Source organism: Enterococcus sp. AMC1086 (assembly GCF_058216575.1).
Map to the genome: position 1 here is coordinate 683,066 of NZ_CM177100.1, position 24,863 is coordinate 707,928.

Here is a 24,863-nt window from a genome sequence, read left to right on the forward strand (position 1 = left end):
ATTAGGAGGAAAACACACTATGAACAAACAAGCTGAGAAAAAAGTTGGGAAATCCTTTGAAGAATTAACACCAGAAGAAATGAATAAAGTACAAGGAAGCTTCGGCTGGAGTTGGTCTTCATCATCTTCATCATCATCATCATCAAGTAGCTGTTACTCTACAAGATGTAGCTATAGCTGCTGCTCTTCAAGATGTTGCGGATGGTAATCTAAAATAAGCGAGTTGCTAGACGAGTTCATCTTGATGGGTGACTTGTCTAGCACTTGTTTTTAACCAAAGAAATTTTACATAAATAAAAGTATAAAGGAGTTTAGCATGAGTCTCAAAAATTTGGCAAAAGCAACATCGATTCGACAACGGTATGATGTTCTAACAGAATATTACTTAAAAAATCATATGACTTATTCTGAGGATAAACTTAAAAATTATAAAAAGTGGCGCAAGCGTCCTACAACTGTGACAAGTGAACGTTTTAAGGAGATTTTAGATTCATTAGAGTTGACAGAAGAAGGATTTGATTTAGCGATAAAAGAGCTGACACTGGAAGAAAAAGAATATATTTCAGAGGCTATTTATAACGAATCATGGGTAAAAACGACGAAGCTGATTTTTGCTCAAGAGGATCGTTTAGTTGAAGATGTTTTAGACGAGAATAAAGCAAATTTTACTTACTCATTACGATTGCATATTGATTATTTTGAAAAACAATTACAGCGAATAATAGCAGATTTTCCAACTATTCAAGTTCAAGCAACTGCAATGACAGACTATATAGGTGAAGTGATCAATCGATTTATGGATATAGGCTTACGGACTTTTGTATATGATCTACATGCAGAAAAAGAGAAGATGTCTATATCAGAATCAATGGATGAAAAAGCAGGGTTCCAACAATACTTGATCGCACGTTTTAATACACAAGAAAAATTACTTGAATTTTTTGATCACTATCCTGTACTGACAAGGCTTTACGCAGAAACGATTGAATTTCAACTTATTAATTTTCGAGAATTGTTGGAAGCTGTTACCGAGAGTGAACTAGAACTGAACCAAGTATTTCAAGTAGAAAAGCCAATTTGTCTAACAGGTTTAAAAATGGGTGCAGGTGATTCTCATGATCAAGGAAAATCGGTGGCAATCCTAACCTTTAGTGACAAAATCGATGTTGTTTTTAAACCTAAAAATTTGATGATCGGTAAATGTTTTGATTACTTTGTTCAAGAGATCAATAAAATGGCGCCAGAATTTGATTTTTATTTAACCACTAAAATAGTTAAGGAAAAGTATACGTTTGAAGAACGCTTGATTTATTCTGAATGTTTATCGCAAGATGAAGTTACGCATTATTATCGGCAATTTGGACAGACTGTAGCTTTAGTTTATTTACTCAATGGTAATGATTTTCACTTAGAAAATGTGCTGGCTTTTGGTAAATATCCTGTTTTGATTGATCTTGAAACAATCATTCAAAATCATTTTCCTATGCCAGATAGCGAAAATGCAATCGTTAAAGTTATGCAGGAAAATGGTGAGTCCGTAGTTATGAGCGGTCTCGTTCCAATCTACTTATTCGAAGAACGAGCTGAAGCAGATGTCGAAGGTGCTAACAAAGGAATTCAACTGAGTGCTTTAAGTGGTGGTGAGCAAAAATTACCGTATAAAGTGTTGAAATTGATTAATTTTGATTCAGTCAATATGCAGTTTATGTACCAAGAACATATTACAGATGCAGCTGAAAATATTCCTTTATTTAATGGCGAAAAGGTTGATTTTGTTCCGTATATTGAAACAATCATTGCTGGATTTAAAGAATTTTCAGCATTCGCAATGAAAAACAAAGAGACTTTGGCCTTTTTAGCAGAAAAAACATTTTCAAATTGTTTAGTTCGCAATGTGATCAAAACCACTCAAAGTTATGGTGATTTGCTGGATTATTCAACACATCCTACTTGTATGGTCGATTATATCGAACGGGAGAAACTATTTGAAAATCTATGGATGCATGGTTATTCAAATTCAAAACCTGTACCGTATGAAGTACGGGATATGTTGCAACATGATGTACCGATATTCTTTAATCCAACTAGTACAAAAAATCTAATGGCTAGCCAAGATGAAATCATCAAGAATATGTATCAAGAAAAAGCGATTGATCTTGAAGTATTAAGGTTGAAAAATTATTCAGAAGCAGAAGAAAAACAGCAGCTGGATTACTTAAAAACATCATTTGGCTTATATCACTCGACAGACCTGCAAGAAAAAATAATTCCATTGAAAGAACAAGTACATCAAGCAAACTTTTTAGATGGTGCAGCGGCTGTAGGGGAATCTATACTTACAGCAGCATTTTTAGGGGAAGAATCAATTGCTTGGAAAGATATTGAAGAAACATCCCCTGATAATTATATTGTCAATGTTATGAATGAAAATTTTTATGACGGAATTACTGGAATGTATCTATATTTTAGCGAACTGTATCATGTTACTAAGGATAGAAAATTCCAAGAACCGTACAAGTTGGCAGAAGCGCTGGTGCTCAAACTTGAAGCTGATTATGTGGATAGTATTTCGGCCTTTTATGGTTCTTTCGCTGCGGTATATCCATTGTTGTATACCTATAAATACAATCACGATCCTAAATTATTAAAAACAGCTGAATCAATCGCTTTGAAATACATGGAAAGGTATGAAAAGGAACGTGTGGAGAGCTATGACTGGAATGGCGGTACAGCTTCGATCATAAAAGTCTTTGTTCATTTATATCAAATAACGAATAAAGCGAGTTACTTTATATTTGCGAAACAGTTACTTTTAGATTTAGACCTTGCTAAAATTACTCAGGGCGGTTTTGCTCATGGGTATTCTGGTGTGATTCATGCAGCTAACAGCTTGTTAAAAATCGAAGAAAATCCTGAAATCGAGTTATTAATCAAAAAGTGTTTAGTCAAAGAAAGAACAACGTTTGATCCTGTTCAAAAAGGCTGGTTGGATCTTCGACCAATACCACCAATGGTCAACGATTTATGGTGTTATGGATCAACTGGAATCGGTTTAGCTTATTTAGATTTGTTAAATAGTGATTTTGAAGATGCTCGTTTGTCTGAAGAAATTCAAATTGCAGCACAACGATTGATCATACAAGAGAAAAGAGATGATTGTTTGTGTCATGGAAACTTTGGGGATCTGGCGTTTTTAATCGAGTATAGCAAAACGTCACTAGCTTCAAAACAGCAAAAAGAGCAGATCAAAGCGAAAGTACAAAAAGCAAATCAGAAAGTCACTGATGAACAGTATACGTTTGAGGGCTTGCCAACTATTCCAAAATATGGCTTGTTTACAGGCTTGGCAGGAATTGGCCATCAACTTTTAAGAATCCATGCGGCAGATCAGACGGCGGACATATTAACGTTAGAACTACCAGAAAGATAAGGGGGGAGCATATTGACGAAAAAAGTACCATTTACTGAACAAAGTGAGCATAGTGAATGTGGCTTGGCTTGTACAGCGATGGTTTTGAACTATTATGATGATAATGTGACGTTAAGTCATCTCCGTGATGTCTATGGCGTTCCAAAAGGTGGAAATACGCTGACAAATCTAAATCAAATCTTATCGGATCGAGGAATTGAAACAAAGGCAATTCGAGTATTAGATTTAGAAATTTTAGAGGAACAAACAACACCGACGATTTGTTTTTGGGAAGAGCGCCATTATGTTGTATTAGAAAAACTAACTGCAAAAGAAGCGACGATCTTAGATCCGGCAAGTGGACGGAAAAAAATCAAACGCTCCGAATTTCAAGATAGTTTCTCTAATATTGCCTTGATTTTGACCGATGTCGATGTCACGATCACACAACGGAAAAAGCAAAAAAATGCAACTTGGACAATTTTAAAAGATATTTTAAGTGATCAAAAAGCAAAAGTTGTATTGTTTATCGTATTAACACTCTTGATTCAAATGGTGACGATCGCAATTCCAAGATTAACACAAACAATCATCGATAACTCCAATGTTGCAGTCTCTAATATCTTTCAAATCGGTACAACGATTGCAATTCTCTTTATTGCATATTATCTACTGCAGGTGGCTAGAGGTCTGGTTTTGATCGTGTTAGAGAATCTATTTGATTTAACTTTGATGAAAGCATTTATGAAAAAAATCATTCATTTACCTTTGCGATTCTTTGTTAATCGTTCAACTGGAGATTTGATTTTTCGTGCCAATCTTAGTGTGATCATTCAGCAAATCATGAGTCAACGGATGCTGACGATTTCAGTTGATTTTTTATTTGTGTTCGTCTATTTGATTTTAATGGTTAATTTATCTTTGAATTTGACGTTGATCGCTATTTTTGGTGCTTTTATGATGGGGGCGATTTCTGTCGTCAACTCTAAAAGAGTCCAAAGCATTACGAATAAAGAATTGATTGCTCAATCTAAAGTACAACGGATTTTAGTAGAATTATTTGAAGGGATGGAAACTGTTAAATCATCTGGTTCTGAAAACCAATTTTATACAAAATGGCGGAATGAATTCAAAAACCAAATCATGTTGCGAGCGGAGAAAAATCGCTTTTCTACTTGGGTTAGGACGATCCAAACCTCAATCCAGTTTATTTTGCCGATCGTATTGATTTACGTTGGATTATTCCAAGTGACGAAAGGTCAATTGACACTGGGAGAACTAATCAGTTTTAATGCATTATCAGGAGCTTTTATTGCACCGATCGTTACCGTTTTTGATTCTTATACAGAGTTCTTACTTTTACGTTCTTATTTTGGTAAGTTAAATGAAATCTTAGAAGCTAAAGATAATCCTCGCCTAGCGATTGAAGGGGAAAAAATAATAGCAATTGATTCAGTGGCCGTTGAGGATGTTTCGTTTAAATACAGTTACTTTGAAGAAGACATCTTACATTCTGTTTCCTTCCAAATTGAACGAGGAGATAAAGTAGCAATTGTTGGAAAAAGTGGTTCAGGAAAAAGTACATTATTAAAATTATTAGCAGGCTTATATGATACGTCTTCAGGTCAGATTAAATTTAATGATATCGATCTAAAGAAAATCGATGAAGACTCATTAAAAAAATGTATTAGTATTGTTAACCAAAAGCCGACGATTTTTAATGCTTCTTTGTACGATAATATTGTGTTGAACCAGACAGAAGCGAAAGATGAACGAGTCGAACAAGCAATTTTTGATTCAAGAGTAGACGAAATCATCATGAATTTGCCTTTGGGTCTAGAAACACAGATTTCAGAAGGCGGAATGAATTTATCTGGTGGTCAAATGCAGCGAATTTCTATTGCTCGAGCGTTAGTAAAAGAAACCAGTTTATTACTAATGGATGAACCGACAAGTTCACTCGATAATATTTCAGAAAACTTTATTATGAATCGCTTAAAGACCTACGATTTTACATGTATTATTGTGGCTCATCGTTTAAATACGATCAAACATTTCGATAGGATTTTAGTGATGGATCAAGGGAAAATCGTCGAAGAAGGAACGCATCAAGAGTTATTGGCATTAGAAGGCTATTACCATTCTATCTATTTTGATCCAATGAATATCACATAGAAGCAGCGGTTGGGATATACGCAGAGCAAAGGGGAGAATAACATGGCAGTTATTGGTTATATGCGTGTCAGTACACATTATCAAAAATTTGATTCGCAACAACAAGCATTGGAAGAGTATGGTGTTGATACAATTTTCAAAGAATATGAAAGTGGACGTAAAAGTTTCCGCAATGAGTTGAATAAAGCTTTGACAATTTTGAAACCAGGTGATACATTTGTTATTTTTAAACTCGATCGATTAGCTAGAGGAACCAAGCAACTTTTGGGTTTATTAGAAGAATTCGATCGAAGGAACATTCATTTTGTCAGCATTGAAAATAATATCGATACCTCAACACCAATGGGTCGCTTCTTTTTTACGATTATGGGTGCATTCGCTGAAATGGAAGCAGAACTGATTCGTGAGCGAGTGTTAGCAGGACTAAGCGCAGCTAAAAAGAATGGTGTTGTTTTGGGACGTCCACCGCTTGTTGATCAAGTTAATGAGGCACTCGAACTATATCACAATACCAATATTTCAACAGAAGAAATTTCGAAACGCTGCGGTATTGCTACTTCGACGATTTATCATCATCTAAGAAAATCTGGTGTTTATCGGACGAAAAAGGTAGCAGATTTATCAGTAAGCGATAAAGTCTTAGTTAGTAGCGGGGAAAATAAATAGGAAAAAGAGACTGAAAATAACTCATAGAGTTTTATCCAGTCTCTTCTTTCATTACTTACTGTAAAATTCCAGCATATCTTGTAGCAAATTCATTATTATAAGATACCCCATTTACATTGGAACCAACATCCCAGTTAGCAGACCAAGTCATCAATCCTTTGAGTGGGTTACCATCTTTAGCTAATTGATCCAATGCTTTATAGACAGTTGTTTGATCACTCACATAACCACTACCAGCCCCGTCAACATTTGCAGGGAGTCCTAAAACAAGCTTGTCATTTGGAATCTTCAAGAATGAACGCGTACCATGGATCAAGGAATCAGACATATAGTAGAGGAACTCATATTTCATCGCATCGTTGCTTTGGGGAATCCATTTATTGACCTCATCTACCCAAACACCATCGCCGCCTTGATTATACAATTGTGGTGCGATATAGTCATAATAACCATTCAAAGAAGTAATGTATTTTTCATAAGCACCACCTGGTTTTAAATAAGGAAATTCAGGTGCCATCGTGATGATAAAATTTTTACCTTGCGCTCGGTAATGTTCTTTGACTTTTTTCAAAGCAGTTGGGATCACGGTTTGATTATCCCCTGCAGTAATTGCTGATTGCTCTAAATCAATGTCCAGTCCATCAAAACCATATGTTTCTACTTGACGAATAATCTCGTCCGTAAAAGCTTGTTCATCCCCTGTTTTTAATTGGATATGAGCATCTGCACCGCCAAGTGCAAGTAAAACTGCCCGACCTTGACCGTTGAGTGTCGCCACGTCTTGTCTAAATGCAGCATCTGTTTTGTTATAGGGAGCGAATGTTGGGATACGGCTGATGCCATCACTTTTCATAAATGATACAGGAACTACATTATATGCCTGGTTTACTTCTGTTAAAGAAATATTCGCAGATGTTCCTTGTTCATAACCATCTCTACCTTTAGAAGCCCAGTTATGCCAATAGCCGACAAGAACTTTTTTATTCGCTATACTGACCATTTCATTAGTAGCATCTGAAGCTTGAACAGGTGTTTCTGCATAAAAATTAGCAGCAGCAATACCTGAGAATAATAGAAAAGCTGAAATAAATTGTTTGATTTTCATATACACTGCTCCATTCATTTCATTGATAGATTATTTTACATTAACATCGATTGCTTGATAAAAAGCGTTTGTCGTATCATAAACATTCCACACAGCATAAATTACATGATACCCTTTACGATCACTTGGAACGGTGATCGTGTGTTTGACAGAAGTTTCAGGAATAGTCGCTTTGTCATCGACTTGTCCAATCAAATCAAAATTTTTGATATCTAAAGGCTGATTTGGATTCCAACCTTGTTTTGTCATATAGTAATCCCAAGTAGACGTTCTATGGCGAGCAGTTAATGTCCAATTGATTGCAAGAGGACCTGTTATAATATCAGATTTATGCCAACGATCAGCATTTTGAACATCTAATGGCTCAAAACCACTAACACCTGCACTAGCTAATTTTCCTGGAATAAAGGTATTTTTAGTTGCTTCGATACTTTGAGGTTCCCATTCGGCACGACCAACATTTTTATTTAATTTTCCACCTTGCGCACTACCAAAGTATGCGCGGCTACCTGGGGATGAAACATAGCCATGAGCATCTGTGACAGTAGCTGAAACAGATAAACCTCCTACTAATATACCGAGTGTTAGGACCGCTGAGAGCATTGTTTTTTTCATTGTATTTCCTCCTAATAATATTTTTATAGCGCTTACATATTTTAATGTAACATGTCATTTTATATTATTCAAATAATACGAAAATAAATTTTTATGTAATATAAAATAAAGGAATATGTGAAAAAAGTTCTATCAAAGAGAAGCATTTTTTCTATGATGATTGATTGAAAATAAAATAAGCCCGTTGGAATTTGCTGAAGGCATTTTCCCAACGGGTGATTTTATTATGATTATTTATTTATCGTTTCTCATTCAAAGCCTGCTATGCTTTTGAATCAACTAATGTTTTTTCATCATTTGCAATCACCGCTAATAAATTTTCATTGTCATTAAAGGTAGCGAAAACTTTGGCACTATTAAAATCAGGTGCTTTTAGATCTGGTGACTTCATAAAATCATTAAAAGCGACTTCATAAGCCAAGAGATCCAGCATATATAACGATTGATGGATTTTATTTAAGGCCATTCCTTCAGAAGCTAGATTAAAAGCTGTTTGGTAATCTTTTATCAACGAATAAAATTTAGCAGTATTAAAGAATATTTTAGTTGCTTCAATTGGTATTTTAATCGTTATTTTTTTTAGCATATTGATCGACTTTTCATAATAGACTTGCGCTTTATCCAACTCATTAGCCATTTCGTAAACGATCCCTAAACTATTGACAGAAAGGATCGCATAAACAGAGTTTGAATCGCCAAGCTCATCAGCTCTGTAAAAATGAAACAGACTATCCGTTGTATTATTGTAACCTAATAAATTTGTAATTCCCATAAAATAAAACCAGCGAACTTCTAATTCTCTATTTTGAATATCAGAAGCGTTTATCGATGTGGATTGTAAAAGTGAATGAGCTTCTTTATGTTTAAACGTATTACATAATTCTTCAACCTGATCTAATAAAGTAGTCAGCTTTTTTTCGTCATTATCATCTAATACACTCTCAAGGCTGAGGTTTAATCTTTTACATATTGCATCAAGAATCTCTAGGCTATCGCAAATATTTTTATTTTCAATATTACTAACGGTTCCTTGTGTACAAATTCCAGCGGCCAACGTTACTTGTGATAATTTTTTTTGTTTTCTCACTGTGCGGATGATATCACCTTTGATTCTCATATTTTTCCCCTCTATGTTTAAGTGTTATGATTCTATTTTTATATAATAGTATGGTATTATCCATTTAGAATCAACTATTATTTTTGGAGGGATAGACATGGAAACGGTTTCTGATTTATTGAATGAATTGCTTGGCTATGGAAATACAGGCCACGTATAGTTTGAAAAAGTTAGTTATTGAAAGTTTTTTCTAACAAAAAGGCAATATGTAAAAGCTTTTTAGAGCAGATGGATTTTTCATTTCTGTTCTAAAAAGTTTTTTGTTATATCTTAAAAATATATTTATGATATAATTTTTTAATTTTTTCTAAATATATTTTCTTGATAATTATAATAGATGGTATGCAAGTTGAATCAGATTTTATAGATTCGTTTTTTTTATCATCGGTTTTAGCATACTATGGTATAATTTATCTAGCTATAGTAGCTTAAAAAGGAGGAGATCCAGTGGCAAAAAAATTTACGACCCCATATGAAGTAGCCTACTATGATGGCGATATTACCAGAAAGATGACGATTCCGTCAATGTTAGCCGTTGTGATCAAAACATCTGAAGAACAAAGTGACGTCTTAGAGAGAGGTTCTGATTTTGTTGCTTCGTTTGGCCTTGGTTGGGTCATTACTAATTATGAAATCCATATTACACGTTTACCTAAAGTGGGAGAAAAACTCGCTGTGACAACGCAAGCAATGGCGTATAATAAATACTTTTGTTATCGAAACTTTTGGATTCATGATGAAAAAGGAAATGAATGTGTCTTGATCAAGTCTACTTTTGTCTTGATGGATAAAGAAAACCGCAAAATGAGTAGTGTATTACCTGAAATTATCGATCCATTTGAAAGTGAGAAAATCAAAAAAATATACCGTGGTGAAAAAATCGAAAAAGTGGAAGACGGAGAGTTTCTTCCATATCGTGTACGTTATTTTGACATCGACGGAAATCAACATGTAAATAATGCGATTTATTTTAATTGGTTGCTCGATGTCTTAGGCTATGATTTTTTGAGTACGCATGAGCCAACATTTATCAACGTAAAATTTGATAAGGAAGTAGAATATGGTCAAGTTGTGGAAAGTCATTATGAAATACTTGATGCAGCGCAAGAAAAAACGACACGCCATGAAATCCGAATTGAGGGTCAAGTTTATTGCGAAGCAAACATGAAATGGAAAAAAAGCCACTAACATTCTAGGAACGAGTTATCTTGAAGGCTGAGACAAATTTTTGTTTAGTCTTGGTCTTTTTTAGTATAAAATAAATAAGAGAATAATTATGTTGATTATGCGAAAATAAGACTTTTTTTAATGGGAATAGAAAGGGGGGAGAAGATGATTCGTTTAGGATTGACTTCTTTTAGTGAACATGATAGATTAACCGGAAAAAAACGTTCTACATTATATGAATACGCTGGCTATTTACCGCTAGTCGAGATGGATACAGCATATTACGGTATTCCAAAGCAAGACTCTGTAAGAGAATGGACAAAATCTGTATCTGAGAACTTTCGTTTTGTGATGAAAGTATACAGCGGCATTAGTTGTCAAGGCGAATGGCAAGAGTATTATCAAAATGAAGAAGAGATGGTGGAAGCATTTCTGACAAGTATGGCTCCAATGATCGAAAGTGGCAAACTTTTTGCCTTTTTGATTCAATTCTCTGGAACGTTCAGTTGTACGAAAGAAAATGTTCAGTATTTAGAAAAGATTCGTCATTGGTTTTCAGGATTTCCGATTGCGATAGAATTACGAAATGGTTCATGGTACACAGCGAAATACATTAAACAGACCCTATCATTTATGAAAAATAATGAATTTTCATTAGTGGCTGTTGATGAACCGCAAATCCCCACAAACCCAGTTCCTTTTTTTCCCTATGTCACAAATGATCAGTTTAGTTTATTCCGTTTTCACGGACGTAATGCTGCAGGTTGGATGGCAAATGATAAAGATTGGCGTAAAAAACGTACGTTATACCGATATAATGCAGATGAAATTGCTGATCTAAGCGAAGCTGTAGAAAAAGTCGCTCGGGAGACGAAAGAAGTAGGTGTAATCTTCAATAACAATTCTGGCGGGGACGCGGCAGGCAATTTATTAGAAATGAAAGCTGCTTTGAAACTGGAGTATAAGAATTTAAACCCAAAACAAATGGGCTTATTTTAAATAGCACAAAGAGTTGTTAAAGAAAGGAATGCCATGATTAAAGCTATTTTCTTTGATATCGATGGTACATTGATGAACAAAAATACAAAAATATTGGCATCGATAAAACAAGCAATCATAAAGGCACAAGCACAAGGAATCCTATGCGCAGTAGCAACAGGTAGAGGACCAGTTCACTTAAGCCGGCAAATAGATGAATTGAATTTCGATATTTTTGTTACGTACAATGGTCAATTCGTTTATACAAAAGAAAAAACAATTCGAGCTGAACACTTTACGGATGAAGTATTAAAGAGAATTGTGTCATTTTCAGATTCTTATCATCGACAAATCATGTTTGGATCAAGAAATAATATAGAAGGTAGTTCACTGATGCGTTTCGGTCAAAAGAAATGGGCGAAAAAAATAGTTCGTTTTCTACCTAAGTATTTTCCGGTAAAGTTTGCAAACAATCTGATCAGTCGTTTTTCAATTCATAGAAAGCCGCAACGTTATCATGACCTGGACATTTTAAACGAACAATTACCCGATTGCCAACTGACAAGATCCAATCCCTACACACTTGATATTCTTCCAAAAGGTGGTTCAAAGCTTGTAGGCATTCAGAAATGTGCTGAATATTTTGGTTTTACATTAGATGAAGTAATGGCATTTGGAGATAGCTGGAATGATTTAGAAATGCTTAGTGGTATCGGTTTTGGTGTTGCAATGGGCAATGCAGAAGATGAGGTCAAAAACGTTGCGAAGTATGTGACCAGCACAAATGATGAAGACGGGATTTATAATGCTTTAGTGCATTATGATGTTATTTAGTTGATGGGCTAGCTCATTGAAAAAAAGGAAATAAACATCAAGAAAATATCACAAACCTTTTTTCCATTCGAGACTGAACGAATCCACCACGTTATTAAATGCTATTTTTCAACAAGCTCTTTCAATTTTTAAGTTTAGGAGAAACCCAATGAAGATCGATAATCCATTTGAAAAAACTGAAGCATTTCATGAGAAATTTGATAACAGAAAACCCAAAATACCAACCCCCTTTTCTGCCAGACAAGCGTCGGATAGAGCAGGTTTTAAAGTGGAAGAACTAGTTGAATTTTTATACGGGTCAGCCAATAATGATCCTGCAGTATTCAAGGAATTAGTAAATCAATTAAAAATATCTGTCGACCAAGCAGAAGCAAAGGTACTTAGTAAGCAAAATAAAGTAACAGATCCTCTAGTAGAACAAGTGGATGCACTGATTGATCTGCTCTATTTCACCTATGGGTCATTTTCATTATTAGGTGTTGACCCGACAGAAATTTTTTCTATTGTCCATGAAGCGAACATGGGGAAAATATTTCCAGATGGAAAACCTCGTTATCATCCTGTGACACATAAAGTATTGAAACCAGATAATTGGGAAACTGATTTTGCACCAGAACCCAAAATTAAGGTTGAACTGGAGCGCCAACGTAAAGCATTAAAGGACAGAAAATGAGATTGACATAGATCCTATGCTGTATCTACCTTCAGTTTCATACTCAAAAATAGTGTTTACCAAAACTGATTTTTAGTTTTGGTAAACACTATTTTTTTAGTAGAATATAAAAAATATTTATGTGTTTTTCTCATTATTTTTGAATATTGATGAATAAAATGATAAAAATTACATTTTTTATATGATAACATACATATAGTAGATTTAAAAAAACATAATATTGGTATAAGATTACGAAGTAGGATAATTGTTATTAAATGATTATTTTAAGGGTATATCATTTGTGAAAAAAAACACATGTCGTTCTCCTGCAGTGTTAAAAAGAAAGGTGGTGCTAAATGAGCGTTGTTTATTTTATTTCGATGTTTTCAATTAGTATTTATTACGTCTATATCACACTGATCAAAAGTGCAAAAGAAGTTTATATTGAAACCATTTTTAGACCAGAATATACCGTGTACTATGCAGTAATTATTCCTTGTTTTAATGAAGAACAAGTTATTAAAGAAACGCTTCGTTCATTATTGCGTTTTCCCATGGAAAATCTAGCAATTTATATTGTTGACGATGATTCTTCTGACGATACGCTAAAGGTCATAAATGACTTTTCTGATTTTAGAATTAAGCTAATTAAGAAAAAAAAACCGAATGCTCAAAAAGGCAAAGGGCATTCATTGAATGTTGCGTATAGAAAAATTCTTGAAGATTATCAACAAATTGAGTCTGATCGGGTCATTGTTACGGTTTTGGATGCTGACGGATTCTTATGTGCAGATGCATTTACTATCGCAGATCGAATTTTCACTCATTCTGACATTCATGGCATACAAGCGCGTGTTCGAATCATCAATAATTATAAAAAAGGAAACTGGTTGACATTGCTACAAGATATTGAATTTTATGAAGTTATTGGAAATATTCAGAAGCTTAGAATGAAGTCAAAAACAGTTGGACTCGGTGGGAATGGTCAATTTACTCGACTGTCTGTACTGAAAAAATTTGAGGATACTCCTTGGAGTGACTGTTTACTTGAAGATTATGATTTGACGATCCGTTTATTGCTGAATAATGAACAAATTGTTTATACAGATCAACTCATCATCTATCAGCAAGGAGTGACAAATTATAAACGGTATATCAAACAGCGAAGCCGCTGGATTCAAGGTAGTATTCAATGCCATTCCTATATGCTTAAATTGCTGAAAACAAATTCACTATCGAAAATCGGCAAACTAGAGATGTTCTATTTTTTGTTGCAACCTTACTATAATTTGATCAATAGTATGATTCTTTTAATCTCGATAAGACTGTTGGTTTACTCATTATTAGAAGAGGTAACGCTAAAATCAGTAATAACGTTACTGTTAATGGCGATTATTACGGTTTATCCAGGTCTAACTTTTTCTAAAAGATATATCAAAGAGACAACAGGGATTGAAACGATCGAAAATTCACCTAAAATTAGAAGCTATTTAGGTGGACTATTGATGTATCTGTATATTTTTTTGACTATTCCAAGTATTCTAGTAGCGTTTGTCAGACAGCTGGCAGGAAAAAAGACCTGGATAAAAACGAAAAGAGAAGAGAATGTCTACAATGAATGAAATCAACCATTTTCTTGATACTCGATTATTTTCAACAATACCACTTATGGTCATTGTAATCAGCATTATTTTCGGTAAAATCGTATGGTTTTTTCTAGTTGAAGTAAAGAGGAGGGAAAAGATGAAACATTATATGATCGTTTTTGGTACCAGACCTGAATTAATAAAAATATTTCCATTAATCAAAGAGTGTCAGAATCATGCGAAACAAATCAAATTAACAATCGTAAATACTGGACAACAAAAAGAGATGGTCGACATCCTTTTAAAGGAATGGAACATTCAAACGAACTACGATCTAGAGATTATGAAGCAACAACAAACATTAACAGAGTTGACGATCAATTTGATGAGTGCTTTAGAACCTGTATTGAAGATGGAAAATCCTGATGTAGTGATTGTTCATGGCGATACAACGACTGCTTTTATCGCCAGCTTGATGGCATTTTATCAGCAAAAAAAGATAGCGCACGTTGAGGCAGGACTTAGAACTAGTAATAAAAATGCACCCTTTCCAGAAGAAATGAATCGACAATTGGTCGATCGTGTAGCAGATTACTATTTTGTTCCAACACAGAGTAACAGAGAGAATTTAGAAAAAGAAGGCATTGACTCCGTGATTGAAGTTACAGGAAATACAGGTATTGATACGTTGCATTATCTTGATTTAAAACGAACGATTGGGACAGAACAGCGCCAAATACTTGTTACTTTGCATCGACGAGAATTAGGTGAGGAGCAGTTAGTGAAAATCTGTAAAGCCCTTGTGGCAATTGCTAAAGAATATCCAGATATTATCATAAAATATCCTGTACATCTAAATCCTAAAATAAAAAATATAGTGTGTTCACTCTTATCTAATCAACCCAATATTGATTTAACGAATCCTTTAAATTATTTGGCGTTTCAGCAAGAAATGATGAATAGTTTTTTGGTTATTACAGACTCTGGCGGAATTCAAGAAGAAGCACCGTATTACAAAGTTCCAGTTTTGGTGATCAGAGAAGTGACGGAACGGCAAGAAGCAGTTCTAGCAGGGGGATTAAAACTTATCGGCACAGATGAACGAAAACTGTATAAAAATGTTGTTGCTCTTTTAAATAATGCTGACGAATATGAATCTATGCGGGCTGCTAAATGTACACGTACATACGGAGACGGAAAAGCAGCAAAGAGGATCATTCGTCGGTTGTTGCAAGAAGTATAGCTCGAATAACAAATAACAAAACATTATAGAAAAGGAGACGAATTAATGAAAAAAAAAAGTTGTTCTATCCATCATTTTCTGCCTAATTATTAGTATTTTATGGCCATCCTATTCATATGCTAATATGGATTTTGGAGATTTGTATGTTTCTGAACCGGTCATAACAAGAGGCGACACAGTTATTGATGAGGAAACTACGATCAGTTATCATCAGAATATTTCGTTAGGATACAACTATACTATTCCAGATACGATCTCAATTACTTCTGGTGACACGATGAACTTAAGAGTTCCAGAAAACACGTTGATTGCTAGCGATTTTTCTTATGATATCACTGCAGCGGATGGTTCATTGATCATGACAATTAGTGGGGATTCGCAATCAAATACTGTGACAGCCATTTTTGGTCCATTTTATGAATTGCACAATGTAGATCGTCAAGGAGAGATCCTCTTTTATGCTCGTGGAACAGCAATGATAGAAAACGAAGCGTGGGTAATGAACAAAGTTGGATGGAATAGTTCAGATAATACTTCAGCTATTTGGAATATTATTATTAACCCTGACTCAAAATATATTACCAATGCTCTATTGACGGATATTCTCGGAGATGATCAGGAATTTACGGATGGATTTTTACTTCAGGCTGAAATTGGAACATATGACAAGCAAACCCAATATTTTTACCCGCAGTCGACTATTGATCCAGCAAAGATCAGCTCTACAAATAGTGGTTTCATTGTTGATTTAGGAACACTGAATAATGCTGTTAGTTTGACGTATAAATCGAATAAACTGGCCAATCCGAATATCCCGTATAGAAATAAAGCGATATTAGAAGCGGATGGTGAAGGAAATCCAATCGTTATTGAGGCTGAAACACCAGGACTTGGTGGTGGTGGAAGTGGTTCAGGAGATCAATCAGAACCGAATCCACAAGAATCAACTTCTGAAACAACATCAACTAATTCCAGCACAACTGAAAGTCTTACAACGTCCGACAGTAGTACCAAAAACGGTGAAGAATCGACAACCGATACCACGTCTTACTCCAGCACATCAGAAGTGAAAGATACGATACCACCAGTAGATTCCAGCAGCACTAAACAAGAAAAGCCCAGTCTAGAAACATCACGAACATCTACCTCAAGCACCAATAATAGAATTAAAAAAAATGCAACAAAACTTCCAAGGACTGGTTACCAGAAATCAATGATAAGACTGTTAGGGTACGTGCTACTTTTTGTCAGTCTATCATTCTTTCTAATTAGAGTAAAAAAGCAAAATAATTAATTGAAAAAGACAAGAGATTGAGACAGAAGCATTTAACCTCTTTTATGTAAGAAGGTGTTGCTTTTGTTCCCACCGTTTATTCGGATTCCTCAAGGCTAGGATATTTTTATTATATAAAATTTTTTCATACGGATTAACAGTATTTTTGTCTTCTATTACATGATAAAAGGTTTAAATTCTATTCTTTTTAATCTTTTTATGAGAATTGAAAAATGTCATCATATACGACGCTATTTCTAAGTTATTTTTGAAATTAATAAGTAAAAATTAAAACCGTAAAAGAGAAACAAGGTTTGTGTCCAAAGGAGCAGACAATAATGCATATATTGCGCTAAATAACTTTATTTTTCCCATTTTTGACAATTTCAGTAGGGGACTATTTAAAAGATAGGCTTTACTGCTAAAAGTAAAACAATAAGCAATGTTATCCTCTAATCTGTTTTTATCGTTTTGGAAACCAATGAAGTTGATTTATACAATCAAAGGTGATGGATTAGCTTACGTCATTTCCGTTCTTCTTTTAGCAACAATTGTCTTTACCTTGACCATTACGTTTATGAACAACTCATTGCTAAACTTTGTATTTGTCATTGTTTTCACAGCAATTTTCTTTACAGTACCCTTGATTATTTATAAAAATAGAAAAGAAAGCTGGAAAAATAATCCAGCGAATACAAAAGGAATGAATCAATCAAACTAAGTGAGAGGTTGGCGCTAGCATTCAATACTTGTAAGATAAAATGAATGCAAAAACGTCCAATCCAAACTATTGGAGGAGTTGAAAAAATGGCTACAGCAAATCAAACAATGACTACGAATGTATCCAGTCGTTTTTCTGGTTCTGGTGCGGCTTGGCTTTATTCATATAATGCATTTGGTAAATTCACAGGATTCCAAATTGGTTTGTTTTCTTGGTTTCTAGGTTGTCTAACATTATCAGCAGAAGCAATTGCTTTACTAAGAACGTTGAAAAATATTTTTCCAATTATGGGTAGTGAAACAGTGAAAATTCTTTTCCCTGCAAGTTTAATTATTATCTTGGCAGTGATCAATATGTTTGGGACGTCTCTTGTGAAGTTGATCAATAGTATTTCTTCTGCGTTCAAAGTATTCATTATCCTATTTTTTATTGTTCTAGGTGCCTTTTTTATTAAAAGTACAAACTTTTCTCCAATTGTTCCTAGCACAGTAACAGATACACACAGTTTTGTGAGTCATTTTGGCTCTGCATTCAGTGTTGTTTTCTATATGTTTAGCGGATTTTCTTTTATCCCTGTTGCAGCTGCACAGATGAAAAATCCTGAAAAGAATATTCCGAAAGCGTTGATTTACGTCATGATCAGTGTCACTGTATTGTATACACTGGTTCAAACTGTTGTTATTGGAATTTTAGGAAAGAACATTGTAAACTATGACATACCGATTGCTGAAGCAATGAAAATAGGTGTAGGAGAATGGGCGTATGCAATGATCATCATGGGGATGTTGATTTCAATTTTTGGTGTTGCGTTTGCTGTATCTTTTAGTACATCTGCACTTGCGTCTTCTTTAGCTGAGGAACATAATTTATTACCTCCATCTATTGGCAAAAAAAATAAATATGGTGATCCTTTTGTTGCGGTGATCATGACGTCTATTATTAGTATTGCTATGACACAATTCAGCTACATTTTCTTGGTTTCATGTATTGTTTTAGTGTCATTTATCCAATACGTACCATCAATTCTTGCAGTAATAAAATTCAAAAAAAATAACCAATTTCCGACGAATGGTTTTAGTTTAAAAGGTGGCTATACCGTGCCGGTTTTAGCATTAGGAATCTCTATGTATTTATTAACTAACTTTAATCTACACGTCGTCTTGGTAATGGTTCTAGTCTTTGTGTTAGGAGTAATTATTTACTTTACTAAAATCAAAGAAAAATAAACTAAACTAGCGCAGTGAGTGATTTAGGAGGGGAACTATGGATAAAAAAGAAGAGCAAAGAATAGAAAAACTAGGCGCTTTTGAAGTCAATGAGCAGTTGCTTGCATTAGCACAAAAAGATGAAAAAAATAGTTTCTTTCTGAATGCCGGTAAAGGAAATCCTAATTGGATCAACACACAAGCTCGACTTGCATTTTGTCAGCTAGTAGAATTTGGTTTTTTAGAATCTCAGCGGACGCTAATGCATGGAGATATGGCTGGTAGTATAGAAACCGAAGGAATCTATGATCGATTTTTAACTTTTTTAAATACGAAAGGTGAAGAACAAGTTGTGTTCTTTCGTAGCGGTCTACACTACCTTGATCAAAACTTAGAACTCAGCATGAATGATGTAGTGGCAGAACTAGTAAACGGTGCAATTGGAAATAATTATCCAACACCAAATCGTGTGTTATCAAATAGTGAAACAATCTTAGCCCATTATTTAGAAGAAATTTTATTTAATAATCAGCCTCTATCTAGAGAAACACAAGTATTTCCAACAGAGGGTGGTACGGCAGCGATGGTATATATTTTTCATTCGCTAAAAGAAAATCAATTGATTCATCCTGGTGATAAAATAGCTATCAGTAGTCCGATTTTTACTCCCTATCTTCAAATTCCTGAATTAAATGATTATGAAATGGTGGAGATCGATTTGAGTGCTACAGAAGCAAACCATTGGGAAGTCTCTCTTACAGAATTAGATAAACTAAAGAACCCTGATATTAAAGCTTTTTTCATCGTTAATCCAAGTAATCCTGGATCAAAGGCATTAGGCGAAAAAGAACGGGAAAAAATGAAAGAAGTAGTAGCTGATCATCCAGATTTAATGATTATTACTGATGATGTATATGGCTCTTTTGTAGAAGATTTTCAATCTATTTATGCTACTGTGCCACACAATACTTTGCTGGTCTACTCTTATTCTAAATTATTTGGTGCGACAGGTTGGCGCTTAGGGATGATCGCATTAAACGAAGAAACAATCTTTGATCAGTTGATTCAACGGTTACCAAAAGTTTGGAAGCCAGCAGTAGAGAAACGATACGCTTCAGTTGTTTTAGAGTCCAAAAAGATGAAGTTTATTGACCGACTTGTTGCAGATAGTCGTTCGATTGGGTTGTATCATACCTCAGGTTTGTCAACGCCGCAACAGGTGATGGAAGTCCTGTTTAGCTTAACGCATTTAATTTGTATTAAAGAAAAGGATACGTACATCGATGAATCAAAAAAGCTGATCAGTCAAAGATATGATTTGCTTCATGATACCCTGAATTATCCCAAGGATTCTAGCCATTTGAATGCAAAATATTATTCTCTGATTGATATTTATGAGCTAGCTGAACATCTTTATGGAAATTCTTTTAAAGATTATTTGAAGGACCAATTCGAAGAGATCGATTTTTTACTTAACTTGGCAGAAAAAAATAGCGTAGTATTGATGGATGGTATCGGTTTTGGAACCAAACCAAGTGAAGTAAGAGTATCTAGTGCAAATTTGCCAACAAAAAGCTATAAAGTCATCGGAGAACAAATCCTAGAACTATTAGAGAGGTATCATCAAGAATATATAAAAAAATAAACTAAAAGGAGCAAAACCAGATGTCAACGAAACGTGAAGGATCAATAGAAAACCGTAATTCATTTGAAGAACAAAAAAATAAGGAAATTTTTGAAGCAACTATTGATAAGAATAAAGAAAAAGTTGCTGAAAAGAAAGAAAGCAAAGAAGAAAAAAGAAACGAAAGAGAACATAAATAAACAACTTTTTGAAAGTTTCTAAAAGCCAAATGAACGTTGTAACAGGTCACTTTATTAGGTGATTTACGAAAGAATGTGGAGCTTGGGACATAAGTCCTAACGAAAAATCCAGATACCAATCAACTTAATTGGCATCTGGATTATTTTTTTGTACAAAAATAAGAACACCTTTGCTAAAATAAAAGTAACTACTCAAATAAATTAGTGAGGTGTTCTTATGTTTAAAAATTATACCACAAATCAAGTCATTCTTCCTCTAGATTTTAGTTTTCAGTTAGAAAAAAATGATATCGCATTTGTTATTGATCAATTAGTGGAAAGTATCCCCGAGGCACGTTTTCTTCCTTTTCATCATCAAATGGGCCCTTCTTCTTATCATCCAAAAATGATGATGAAGATGATTTTATGTGCCTATACACAATCCGTGTTTTCTGGTCGAAAGATTGAAGCTCTAACGAAAGATAGTATCCGGATGATGTGGCTCACTCAAAGTTATCAGCCTAGCTATCGAACGATCAATCGTTTCCGTGTGAATCCCTTAGTGAACGCACTCCTTCGGGAGTGCTTCGTCCAATTCCGTAGTCAATTAGTCAAGGAACAATTAATCGATGAAGAAGCTATTTTTATCGATGGCACAAAGATTGAAGCCAACGCAAATAAATATACCTTTGTTTGGAGAAAATCCATTGATAACTTTGACAAAAAACTCACCGAAAAATCAACCTTTCTTTATGATGAACTATTGAAAAATACAATTATTCCTGAAATTGAGCGCGAGTCCGAAAAAGAATTATCTGTCACTGAATTAGGCAAGATTGAAGAAAATCTCGCGCATGTTGTAGAAAAGTTTACAGATAAAATCGAACAAGCAAAGGATGGAATTACGCGCAAATCAATTCGTTCTAAACGAAAAGTTCCAAAAAAATTAAGGAAACTTTTCAAAGACTTTAAAGAGCGAAAACTCGCTTATCAAAAACATAGACAGATTTTAGGACAACGAAACAGCTATTCTAGAACAGATCCAGATGCCACTTTTATGCGCATGAAAGATGATCATATGAAAAATGGTCAGTTGAAAGCAGGTTATAATCTTCAAATCGCCACGAACAGTCAGTATATTTTAGGCTATGATCTTTTCTCAAATCCAACAGATACACGAACATTGCGCCCTTTTTTAACCACTTTAAAAGAGTGTTTCTTTGATCTGCCAAACTATATTGTCGCAGATGCCGGCTATGGAGGAGAAGAAAACTATCAAGCGGTTTTAGAGGATCACGAGCGAACACCACTCATCACTTATGCCATGTACCATAAAGAACAGAAGAAAAAGTTTAAACAAAATCCGTTCCTTCCAGCAAACTGGCCGTACCAAGAATTAGAGGATACGTTTCTTTGTCCAAACGGACGAAAAATGAATTTTCGAAACTATTCTATTCGTACAGATAAATATGGCTTTAAACGTTATTTAAAACGGTATGAATGTGAAGACTGCTCGAATTGTCCTCTTCGAAGCCAGTGTACAAAAGCGAAGAGTGACAAGAATCGTGAGATTCAAAAGAACATGAATTGGGAATACTTTAAAGCAAGAATTCAACAGCTGCTTTCAGAAGAAGAAACAGGTAAACTCTATCGTCAACGAAAAATTGACGTCGAACCTGCTTTCGGACATTTGAAGGCTTGTTTAGGGTTCACTCGGTTCTCTGTTCGAGGGAAACAACAGGCACACAATGAAATTGGGCTTGCGCTAATGGCTGTAAATTTGAGAAAATATAGGCTAAGTAAGCTATCAAACAAGAATAATTCTCCCAAGAAACTAAAAAACAGAAGACTAAAAATCATTTTTATGATTTTCGGTCTTCTGTTTTATTTGTCTTAAGACTTATGTCCCAAGGTCCACATTTTTATTTTTTGAAGTGAGTAGAACATAATTCTTTGAGCCATATCTTACTCACATGAAATCCGTATAAATGGTGGATTTAGAGACGGCTGTCCCATCCTCTTATTTATTTTTCCTATAATTATTCTTCAAAAAAAGTTTGATATAATGCCTGAATCGCTTTTTTCTCTTGATCTTCACGAATTCCAAACATAATGCTGACTTCAGAAGATCCTTGGTTGATCATCTCTAAGTTGATCTTATTAAAAGCTAAAGCGGCTGTACTGTCAGCCATGACCCCGATTCTCTGGCGCATGCCTTCACCTACGACCATCAGCATCGACAAGCCATGAGTAATCCGCAATTCATCAGGTTCAAGTTCTTGTTCTAACCGTGTCATTAATTCTTCTTCGATTTCAATCGTTAATTGACCTTCTCTTAAAATAATTGAAATATCGTCGATTCCAGAAGGCATATGCTCATAACTAAGGCCTAAATCTTCAAGAATTTGCAGTAAACGACGACCAAAACCTAACTCTCTATTCATCAAATACTTACTAATGTAAATACTGGCAAACCCTTGATCACTGGCAATCCCCACAACTGGGTCATGTTTGACCGTTCTAGAAGTTGTGATCAATGTTCCAGGATGTTCAGGATTATTAGTATTTTTTATAACAACAGGGATATTGGCACGATAAGCAGGCATCAGAGCTTCATCATGCAACACAGCAAAACCGGCATACGCTAATTCCCGCATTTCTCGATACGTCAATTCTTTGATTGTTTTTGGATCGCGGATGATCCCAGGATGAGCTACGAAAATACCGTTGACATCAGTAAAGTTTTCATAAATAGTAGCTTTTACACCAGCAGCAACGATTGAACCTGTGATATCTGATCCTCCTCTAGAAAATGTACAGATATCGCCTACTTCTGTAAAACCAAAAAAACCAGGAATCACTAAAATTTCTTCTGTTGAACTAAATTGATTGATCTTACTCAATGAAGAAGCTAAAATCCGAGCATTTAAAGGTTCGTCTGAAACGATGATACCAAGGTCTAAAGGATTTTTGTACCGAGCATTCAAGCCTCGTTGCTGAAAAAATGCAGCAACAAGCTTGGCATTGTTGTCTTCACCGCTCGCTAAAAAAGTGTCAAAAAGATGTGGATTGTCTTCTTTGTTCAATGTCGCCAACTGCTGAATCGCATGTTGGATATCTGTTAAAACATCTTTATTGAGATTTAGCTCATCTAAAATTGCCTCATAGCGGGCAACGATTTTTCCGATAATTTCAGTAGTATCTTCATTATTTATATACGCATGATAATAAGCAATAAGCATATCGGTCACTTTGATGTCTTCAGAAGAACGTTTACCAGGAGCTGAAACAACGATGAACTTTCGTGAAACGTCTTCTTTTACGATTTGTAGCACTTTCTCTAATTGTGTTGCAGAAGCAAGTGAGCTTCCCCCAAATTTTGTGACTTTCACTTTTTTCACTCCTAATTTTAATAGATTTTTCATTATAATAGTAAAAGAATACCGAAATATCATTTGAAAAGCAACCGCAAAATAGACAAATATTTAATCTTTTACATTCTTTCTCAACAAATTTCTTCATTTTTTTTGAAACTTTTGTTAGACTGGTAGAGCTGGATAAGAATAGTAGAAAAAGGAGCTCCAAAATGATACAACGATATGAAGGAATTGTTTTTGATATGGATGGTGTGTTGGTTGATAGTGAAGCGTTCTATTATCAACGGAGAAAAGCATTTCTAAAAGAATATGATCTATCCATCGAACAAATACCGATTCCTGAATTTGTAGGTGCAGACATGCGAAGCCTGTGGGCAATGATACTTGAAGTGAATGATACAAGTTATGATGAATCGTTCCTAAATGAAAAATATTTGCAATATAAATTAGACCATCCAATCAATTATGGTAGTATGATCGATCCAGATGCTAAACGAGTCTTGCAATTTCTTAAAAGAAAAGGGTATAAGATCGGTTTGGCCTCTTCATCAATGATGGATGCGATTCAAGAGGTACTAAAAGCAGGACAATTGGCTAGTTACTTTGATGTAGTAGTCAGCGGAACTCAATTTAAAAAAAGTAAACCTGCACCTGAGATTTATGAATATACTGCCAGTGAATTAGGAATTGCACCTGAAAATTGTCTCGCACTTGAAGATTCTGAAAAAGGCATACGCTCGGCGCATGATGCTGGTATGACTGTCTGGGCTATCAAAGATACTCGGTTTGGTATGGAACAACAACTGGCCGATGTACAATTGAATACATTGAGCGATATATGCAAAAAGCTGCAAGAAGTACAAGTTAGCGTTTAAACTTGTCAGGGATCAAGACAGAAGTGCCACAATAGGACAAAGTCAAAACATTTATTAAG

General features: G+C 34.8%; 21 protein-coding genes. 17 read left to right on the plus strand and 4 right to left on the minus strand.

Annotated elements, in window-relative coordinates:
* Nucleotides 1–19 precede the first annotated feature (19 nt).
* From AC4BC4_RS03265 to AC4BC4_RS03280, 4 genes are all read left to right on the plus strand, one after another.
* Entirely contained in the window at nt 20–208 is a 189-nt protein-coding gene (locus AC4BC4_RS03265) for a serine-rich class II lanthipeptide (RefSeq protein WP_490476765.1), read from the plus strand.
* A gap of 108 nt (nt 209–316) precedes the next feature.
* On the plus strand, nt 317–3,430 hold the full coding sequence (lanM, locus tag AC4BC4_RS03270; RefSeq protein ID WP_490476766.1) for a type 2 lanthipeptide synthetase LanM: 3,114 nt from the start codon (nt 317–319) through the stop codon (nt 3,428–3,430).
* A 12-nt stretch (nt 3,431–3,442) separates the two neighbouring features.
* Nucleotides 3,443–5,584, plus strand: coding sequence for a peptidase domain-containing ABC transporter (locus AC4BC4_RS03275; RefSeq protein ID WP_490476767.1), 2,142 nt, complete (start codon nt 3,443–3,445; stop codon nt 5,582–5,584).
* 42 nt (nt 5,585–5,626) lie between these two features.
* Nucleotides 5,627–6,250 carry a recombinase family protein gene (locus tag AC4BC4_RS03280; protein WP_490476768.1) on the plus strand — a complete coding sequence of 208 codons (624 nt, stop codon included), beginning with the start codon at nt 5,627–5,629 and terminating at the stop codon, nt 6,248–6,250.
* A gap of 55 nt (nt 6,251–6,305) precedes the next feature.
* On the opposite strand, the gene AC4BC4_RS03285 is transcribed toward AC4BC4_RS03280, so the two are convergent.
* The 3 genes from AC4BC4_RS03285 to AC4BC4_RS03295 all read right to left on the minus strand — a co-directional run bounded on the left by AC4BC4_RS03285 (nt 6,306) and on the right by AC4BC4_RS03295 (nt 9,087).
* Nucleotides 6,306–7,355, minus strand: coding sequence for a glycosyl hydrolase family 18 protein (locus AC4BC4_RS03285; RefSeq protein WP_490476769.1), 1,050 nt, complete (start codon nt 7,353–7,355; stop codon nt 6,306–6,308).
* Nucleotides 7,356–7,385: 30 nt separating this feature from the next.
* Nucleotides 7,386–7,970: a lytic polysaccharide monooxygenase gene (locus AC4BC4_RS03290; protein ID WP_438757214.1), complete on the minus strand. Its 585-nt coding sequence runs from the start codon at nt 7,968–7,970 to the stop codon at nt 7,386–7,388.
* A gap of 262 nt (nt 7,971–8,232) precedes the next feature.
* A complete protein-coding gene (locus AC4BC4_RS03295) occupies nt 8,233–9,087 on the minus strand; it encodes a helix-turn-helix domain-containing protein (protein ID WP_490476770.1) in 855 nt (284 codons plus the stop codon).
* Between the two features lie 447 nt (nt 9,088–9,534).
* Between AC4BC4_RS03295 and AC4BC4_RS03300 the strand changes: the two genes are divergently transcribed.
* From AC4BC4_RS03300 to AC4BC4_RS03355, 12 genes are all read left to right on the plus strand, one after another.
* Nucleotides 9,535–10,275 (plus strand): acyl-ACP thioesterase domain-containing protein, encoded by a 741-nt coding sequence (locus AC4BC4_RS03300; RefSeq protein WP_490476771.1) that lies wholly within the window; start codon nt 9,535–9,537, stop codon nt 10,273–10,275.
* Nucleotides 10,276–10,419: 144 nt separating this feature from the next.
* Complete coding sequence (locus tag AC4BC4_RS03305) at nt 10,420–11,253, plus strand: DUF72 domain-containing protein (protein WP_490476772.1); 834 nt, start codon at nt 10,420–10,422, stop codon at nt 11,251–11,253.
* 33 nt (nt 11,254–11,286) lie between these two features.
* Nucleotides 11,287–12,066, plus strand: coding sequence for a Cof-type HAD-IIB family hydrolase (locus AC4BC4_RS03310; RefSeq protein WP_490476773.1), 780 nt, complete (start codon nt 11,287–11,289; stop codon nt 12,064–12,066).
* A gap of 148 nt (nt 12,067–12,214) precedes the next feature.
* Nucleotides 12,215–12,739 carry a pyrophosphohydrolase domain-containing protein gene (locus AC4BC4_RS03315; protein WP_490476774.1) on the plus strand — a complete coding sequence of 175 codons (525 nt, stop codon included), beginning with the start codon at nt 12,215–12,217 and terminating at the stop codon, nt 12,737–12,739.
* A gap of 338 nt (nt 12,740–13,077) precedes the next feature.
* Nucleotides 13,078–14,343, plus strand: a complete 1,266-nt coding sequence (locus AC4BC4_RS03320) for a glycosyltransferase (RefSeq protein ID WP_490476775.1) — start codon at nt 13,078–13,080, stop codon at nt 14,341–14,343.
* Nucleotides 14,344–14,464: 121 nt separating this feature from the next.
* Nucleotides 14,465–15,550 (plus strand): non-hydrolyzing UDP-N-acetylglucosamine 2-epimerase, encoded by a 1,086-nt coding sequence (gene wecB, locus AC4BC4_RS03325; protein ID WP_490476776.1) that lies wholly within the window; start codon nt 14,465–14,467, stop codon nt 15,548–15,550.
* Between the two features lie 124 nt (nt 15,551–15,674).
* On the plus strand, nt 15,675–16,844 hold the full coding sequence (locus AC4BC4_RS03330; protein WP_490476777.1) for a collagen binding domain-containing protein: 1,170 nt from the start codon (nt 15,675–15,677) through the stop codon (nt 16,842–16,844).
* A 460-nt stretch (nt 16,845–17,304) separates the two neighbouring features.
* Nucleotides 17,305–17,544 (plus strand): hypothetical protein, encoded by a 240-nt coding sequence (locus AC4BC4_RS03335; RefSeq protein ID WP_490476778.1) that lies wholly within the window; start codon nt 17,305–17,307, stop codon nt 17,542–17,544.
* An 86-nt stretch (nt 17,545–17,630) separates the two neighbouring features.
* Nucleotides 17,631–18,770 carry an APC family permease gene (locus AC4BC4_RS03340; RefSeq protein ID WP_490476779.1) on the plus strand — a complete coding sequence of 380 codons (1,140 nt, stop codon included), beginning with the start codon at nt 17,631–17,633 and terminating at the stop codon, nt 18,768–18,770.
* 37 nt (nt 18,771–18,807) lie between these two features.
* A complete protein-coding gene (locus tag AC4BC4_RS03345) occupies nt 18,808–20,394 on the plus strand; it encodes a bifunctional aspartate transaminase/aspartate 4-decarboxylase (RefSeq protein ID WP_490476780.1) in 1,587 nt (528 codons plus the stop codon).
* A gap of 20 nt (nt 20,395–20,414) precedes the next feature.
* Nucleotides 20,415–20,573, plus strand: coding sequence for a hypothetical protein (locus AC4BC4_RS03350; protein ID WP_438757202.1), 159 nt, complete (start codon nt 20,415–20,417; stop codon nt 20,571–20,573).
* A 217-nt stretch (nt 20,574–20,790) separates the two neighbouring features.
* Nucleotides 20,791–22,449: an IS1182 family transposase gene (locus tag AC4BC4_RS03355; RefSeq protein ID WP_490475503.1), complete on the plus strand. Its 1,659-nt coding sequence runs from the start codon at nt 20,791–20,793 to the stop codon at nt 22,447–22,449.
* 142 nt (nt 22,450–22,591) lie between these two features.
* On the opposite strand, the gene AC4BC4_RS03360 is transcribed toward AC4BC4_RS03355, so the two are convergent.
* Nucleotides 22,592–23,944, minus strand: a complete 1,353-nt coding sequence (locus tag AC4BC4_RS03360) for an aspartate kinase (protein WP_438757201.1) — start codon at nt 23,942–23,944, stop codon at nt 22,592–22,594.
* Nucleotides 23,945–24,138: 194 nt separating this feature from the next.
* Between AC4BC4_RS03360 and AC4BC4_RS03365 the strand changes: the two genes are divergently transcribed.
* Nucleotides 24,139–24,804: an HAD family hydrolase gene (locus tag AC4BC4_RS03365; RefSeq protein ID WP_490476781.1), complete on the plus strand. Its 666-nt coding sequence runs from the start codon at nt 24,139–24,141 to the stop codon at nt 24,802–24,804.
* The last annotated feature ends 59 nt before the right edge of the window (nt 24,805–24,863 follow it).

Coding starts and splice junctions, on each gene's coding strand:
- AC4BC4_RS03330 (WP_490476777.1), top strand. CDS start 15,675: ATGGATTTTGGAGATTTGTATGTTTCTGAACCGGTCATAACAAGAGGC.
- AC4BC4_RS03350 (WP_438757202.1), top strand. CDS start 20,415: ATGTCAACGAAACGTGAAGGATCAATAGAAAACCGTAATTCATTTGAA.
- AC4BC4_RS03265 (WP_490476765.1), top strand. CDS start 20: ATGAACAAACAAGCTGAGAAAAAAGTTGGGAAATCCTTTGAAGAATTA.
- AC4BC4_RS03345 (WP_490476780.1), top strand. CDS start 18,808: ATGGATAAAAAAGAAGAGCAAAGAATAGAAAAACTAGGCGCTTTTGAA.
- AC4BC4_RS03290 (WP_438757214.1), bottom strand. CDS start 7,970: ATGAAAAAAACAATGCTCTCAGCGGTCCTAACACTCGGTATATTAGTA.
- AC4BC4_RS03365 (WP_490476781.1), top strand. CDS start 24,139: ATGATACAACGATATGAAGGAATTGTTTTTGATATGGATGGTGTGTTG.
- AC4BC4_RS03295 (WP_490476770.1), bottom strand. CDS start 9,087: ATGAGAATCAAAGGTGATATCATCCGCACAGTGAGAAAACAAAAAAAA.
- lanM (WP_490476766.1), top strand. CDS start 317: ATGAGTCTCAAAAATTTGGCAAAAGCAACATCGATTCGACAACGGTAT.
- wecB (WP_490476776.1), top strand. CDS start 14,465: ATGAAACATTATATGATCGTTTTTGGTACCAGACCTGAATTAATAAAA.
- AC4BC4_RS03305 (WP_490476772.1), top strand. CDS start 10,420: ATGATTCGTTTAGGATTGACTTCTTTTAGTGAACATGATAGATTAACC.
- AC4BC4_RS03355 (WP_490475503.1), top strand. CDS start 20,791: ATGTTTAAAAATTATACCACAAATCAAGTCATTCTTCCTCTAGATTTT.
- AC4BC4_RS03310 (WP_490476773.1), top strand. CDS start 11,287: ATGATTAAAGCTATTTTCTTTGATATCGATGGTACATTGATGAACAAA.
- AC4BC4_RS03335 (WP_490476778.1), top strand. CDS start 17,305: ATGAAGTTGATTTATACAATCAAAGGTGATGGATTAGCTTACGTCATT.
- AC4BC4_RS03315 (WP_490476774.1), top strand. CDS start 12,215: ATGAAGATCGATAATCCATTTGAAAAAACTGAAGCATTTCATGAGAAA.
- AC4BC4_RS03280 (WP_490476768.1), top strand. CDS start 5,627: ATGGCAGTTATTGGTTATATGCGTGTCAGTACACATTATCAAAAATTT.
- AC4BC4_RS03340 (WP_490476779.1), top strand. CDS start 17,631: ATGGCTACAGCAAATCAAACAATGACTACGAATGTATCCAGTCGTTTT.
- AC4BC4_RS03285 (WP_490476769.1), bottom strand. CDS start 7,355: ATGAAAATCAAACAATTTATTTCAGCTTTTCTATTATTCTCAGGTATT.
- AC4BC4_RS03320 (WP_490476775.1), top strand. CDS start 13,078: ATGAGCGTTGTTTATTTTATTTCGATGTTTTCAATTAGTATTTATTAC.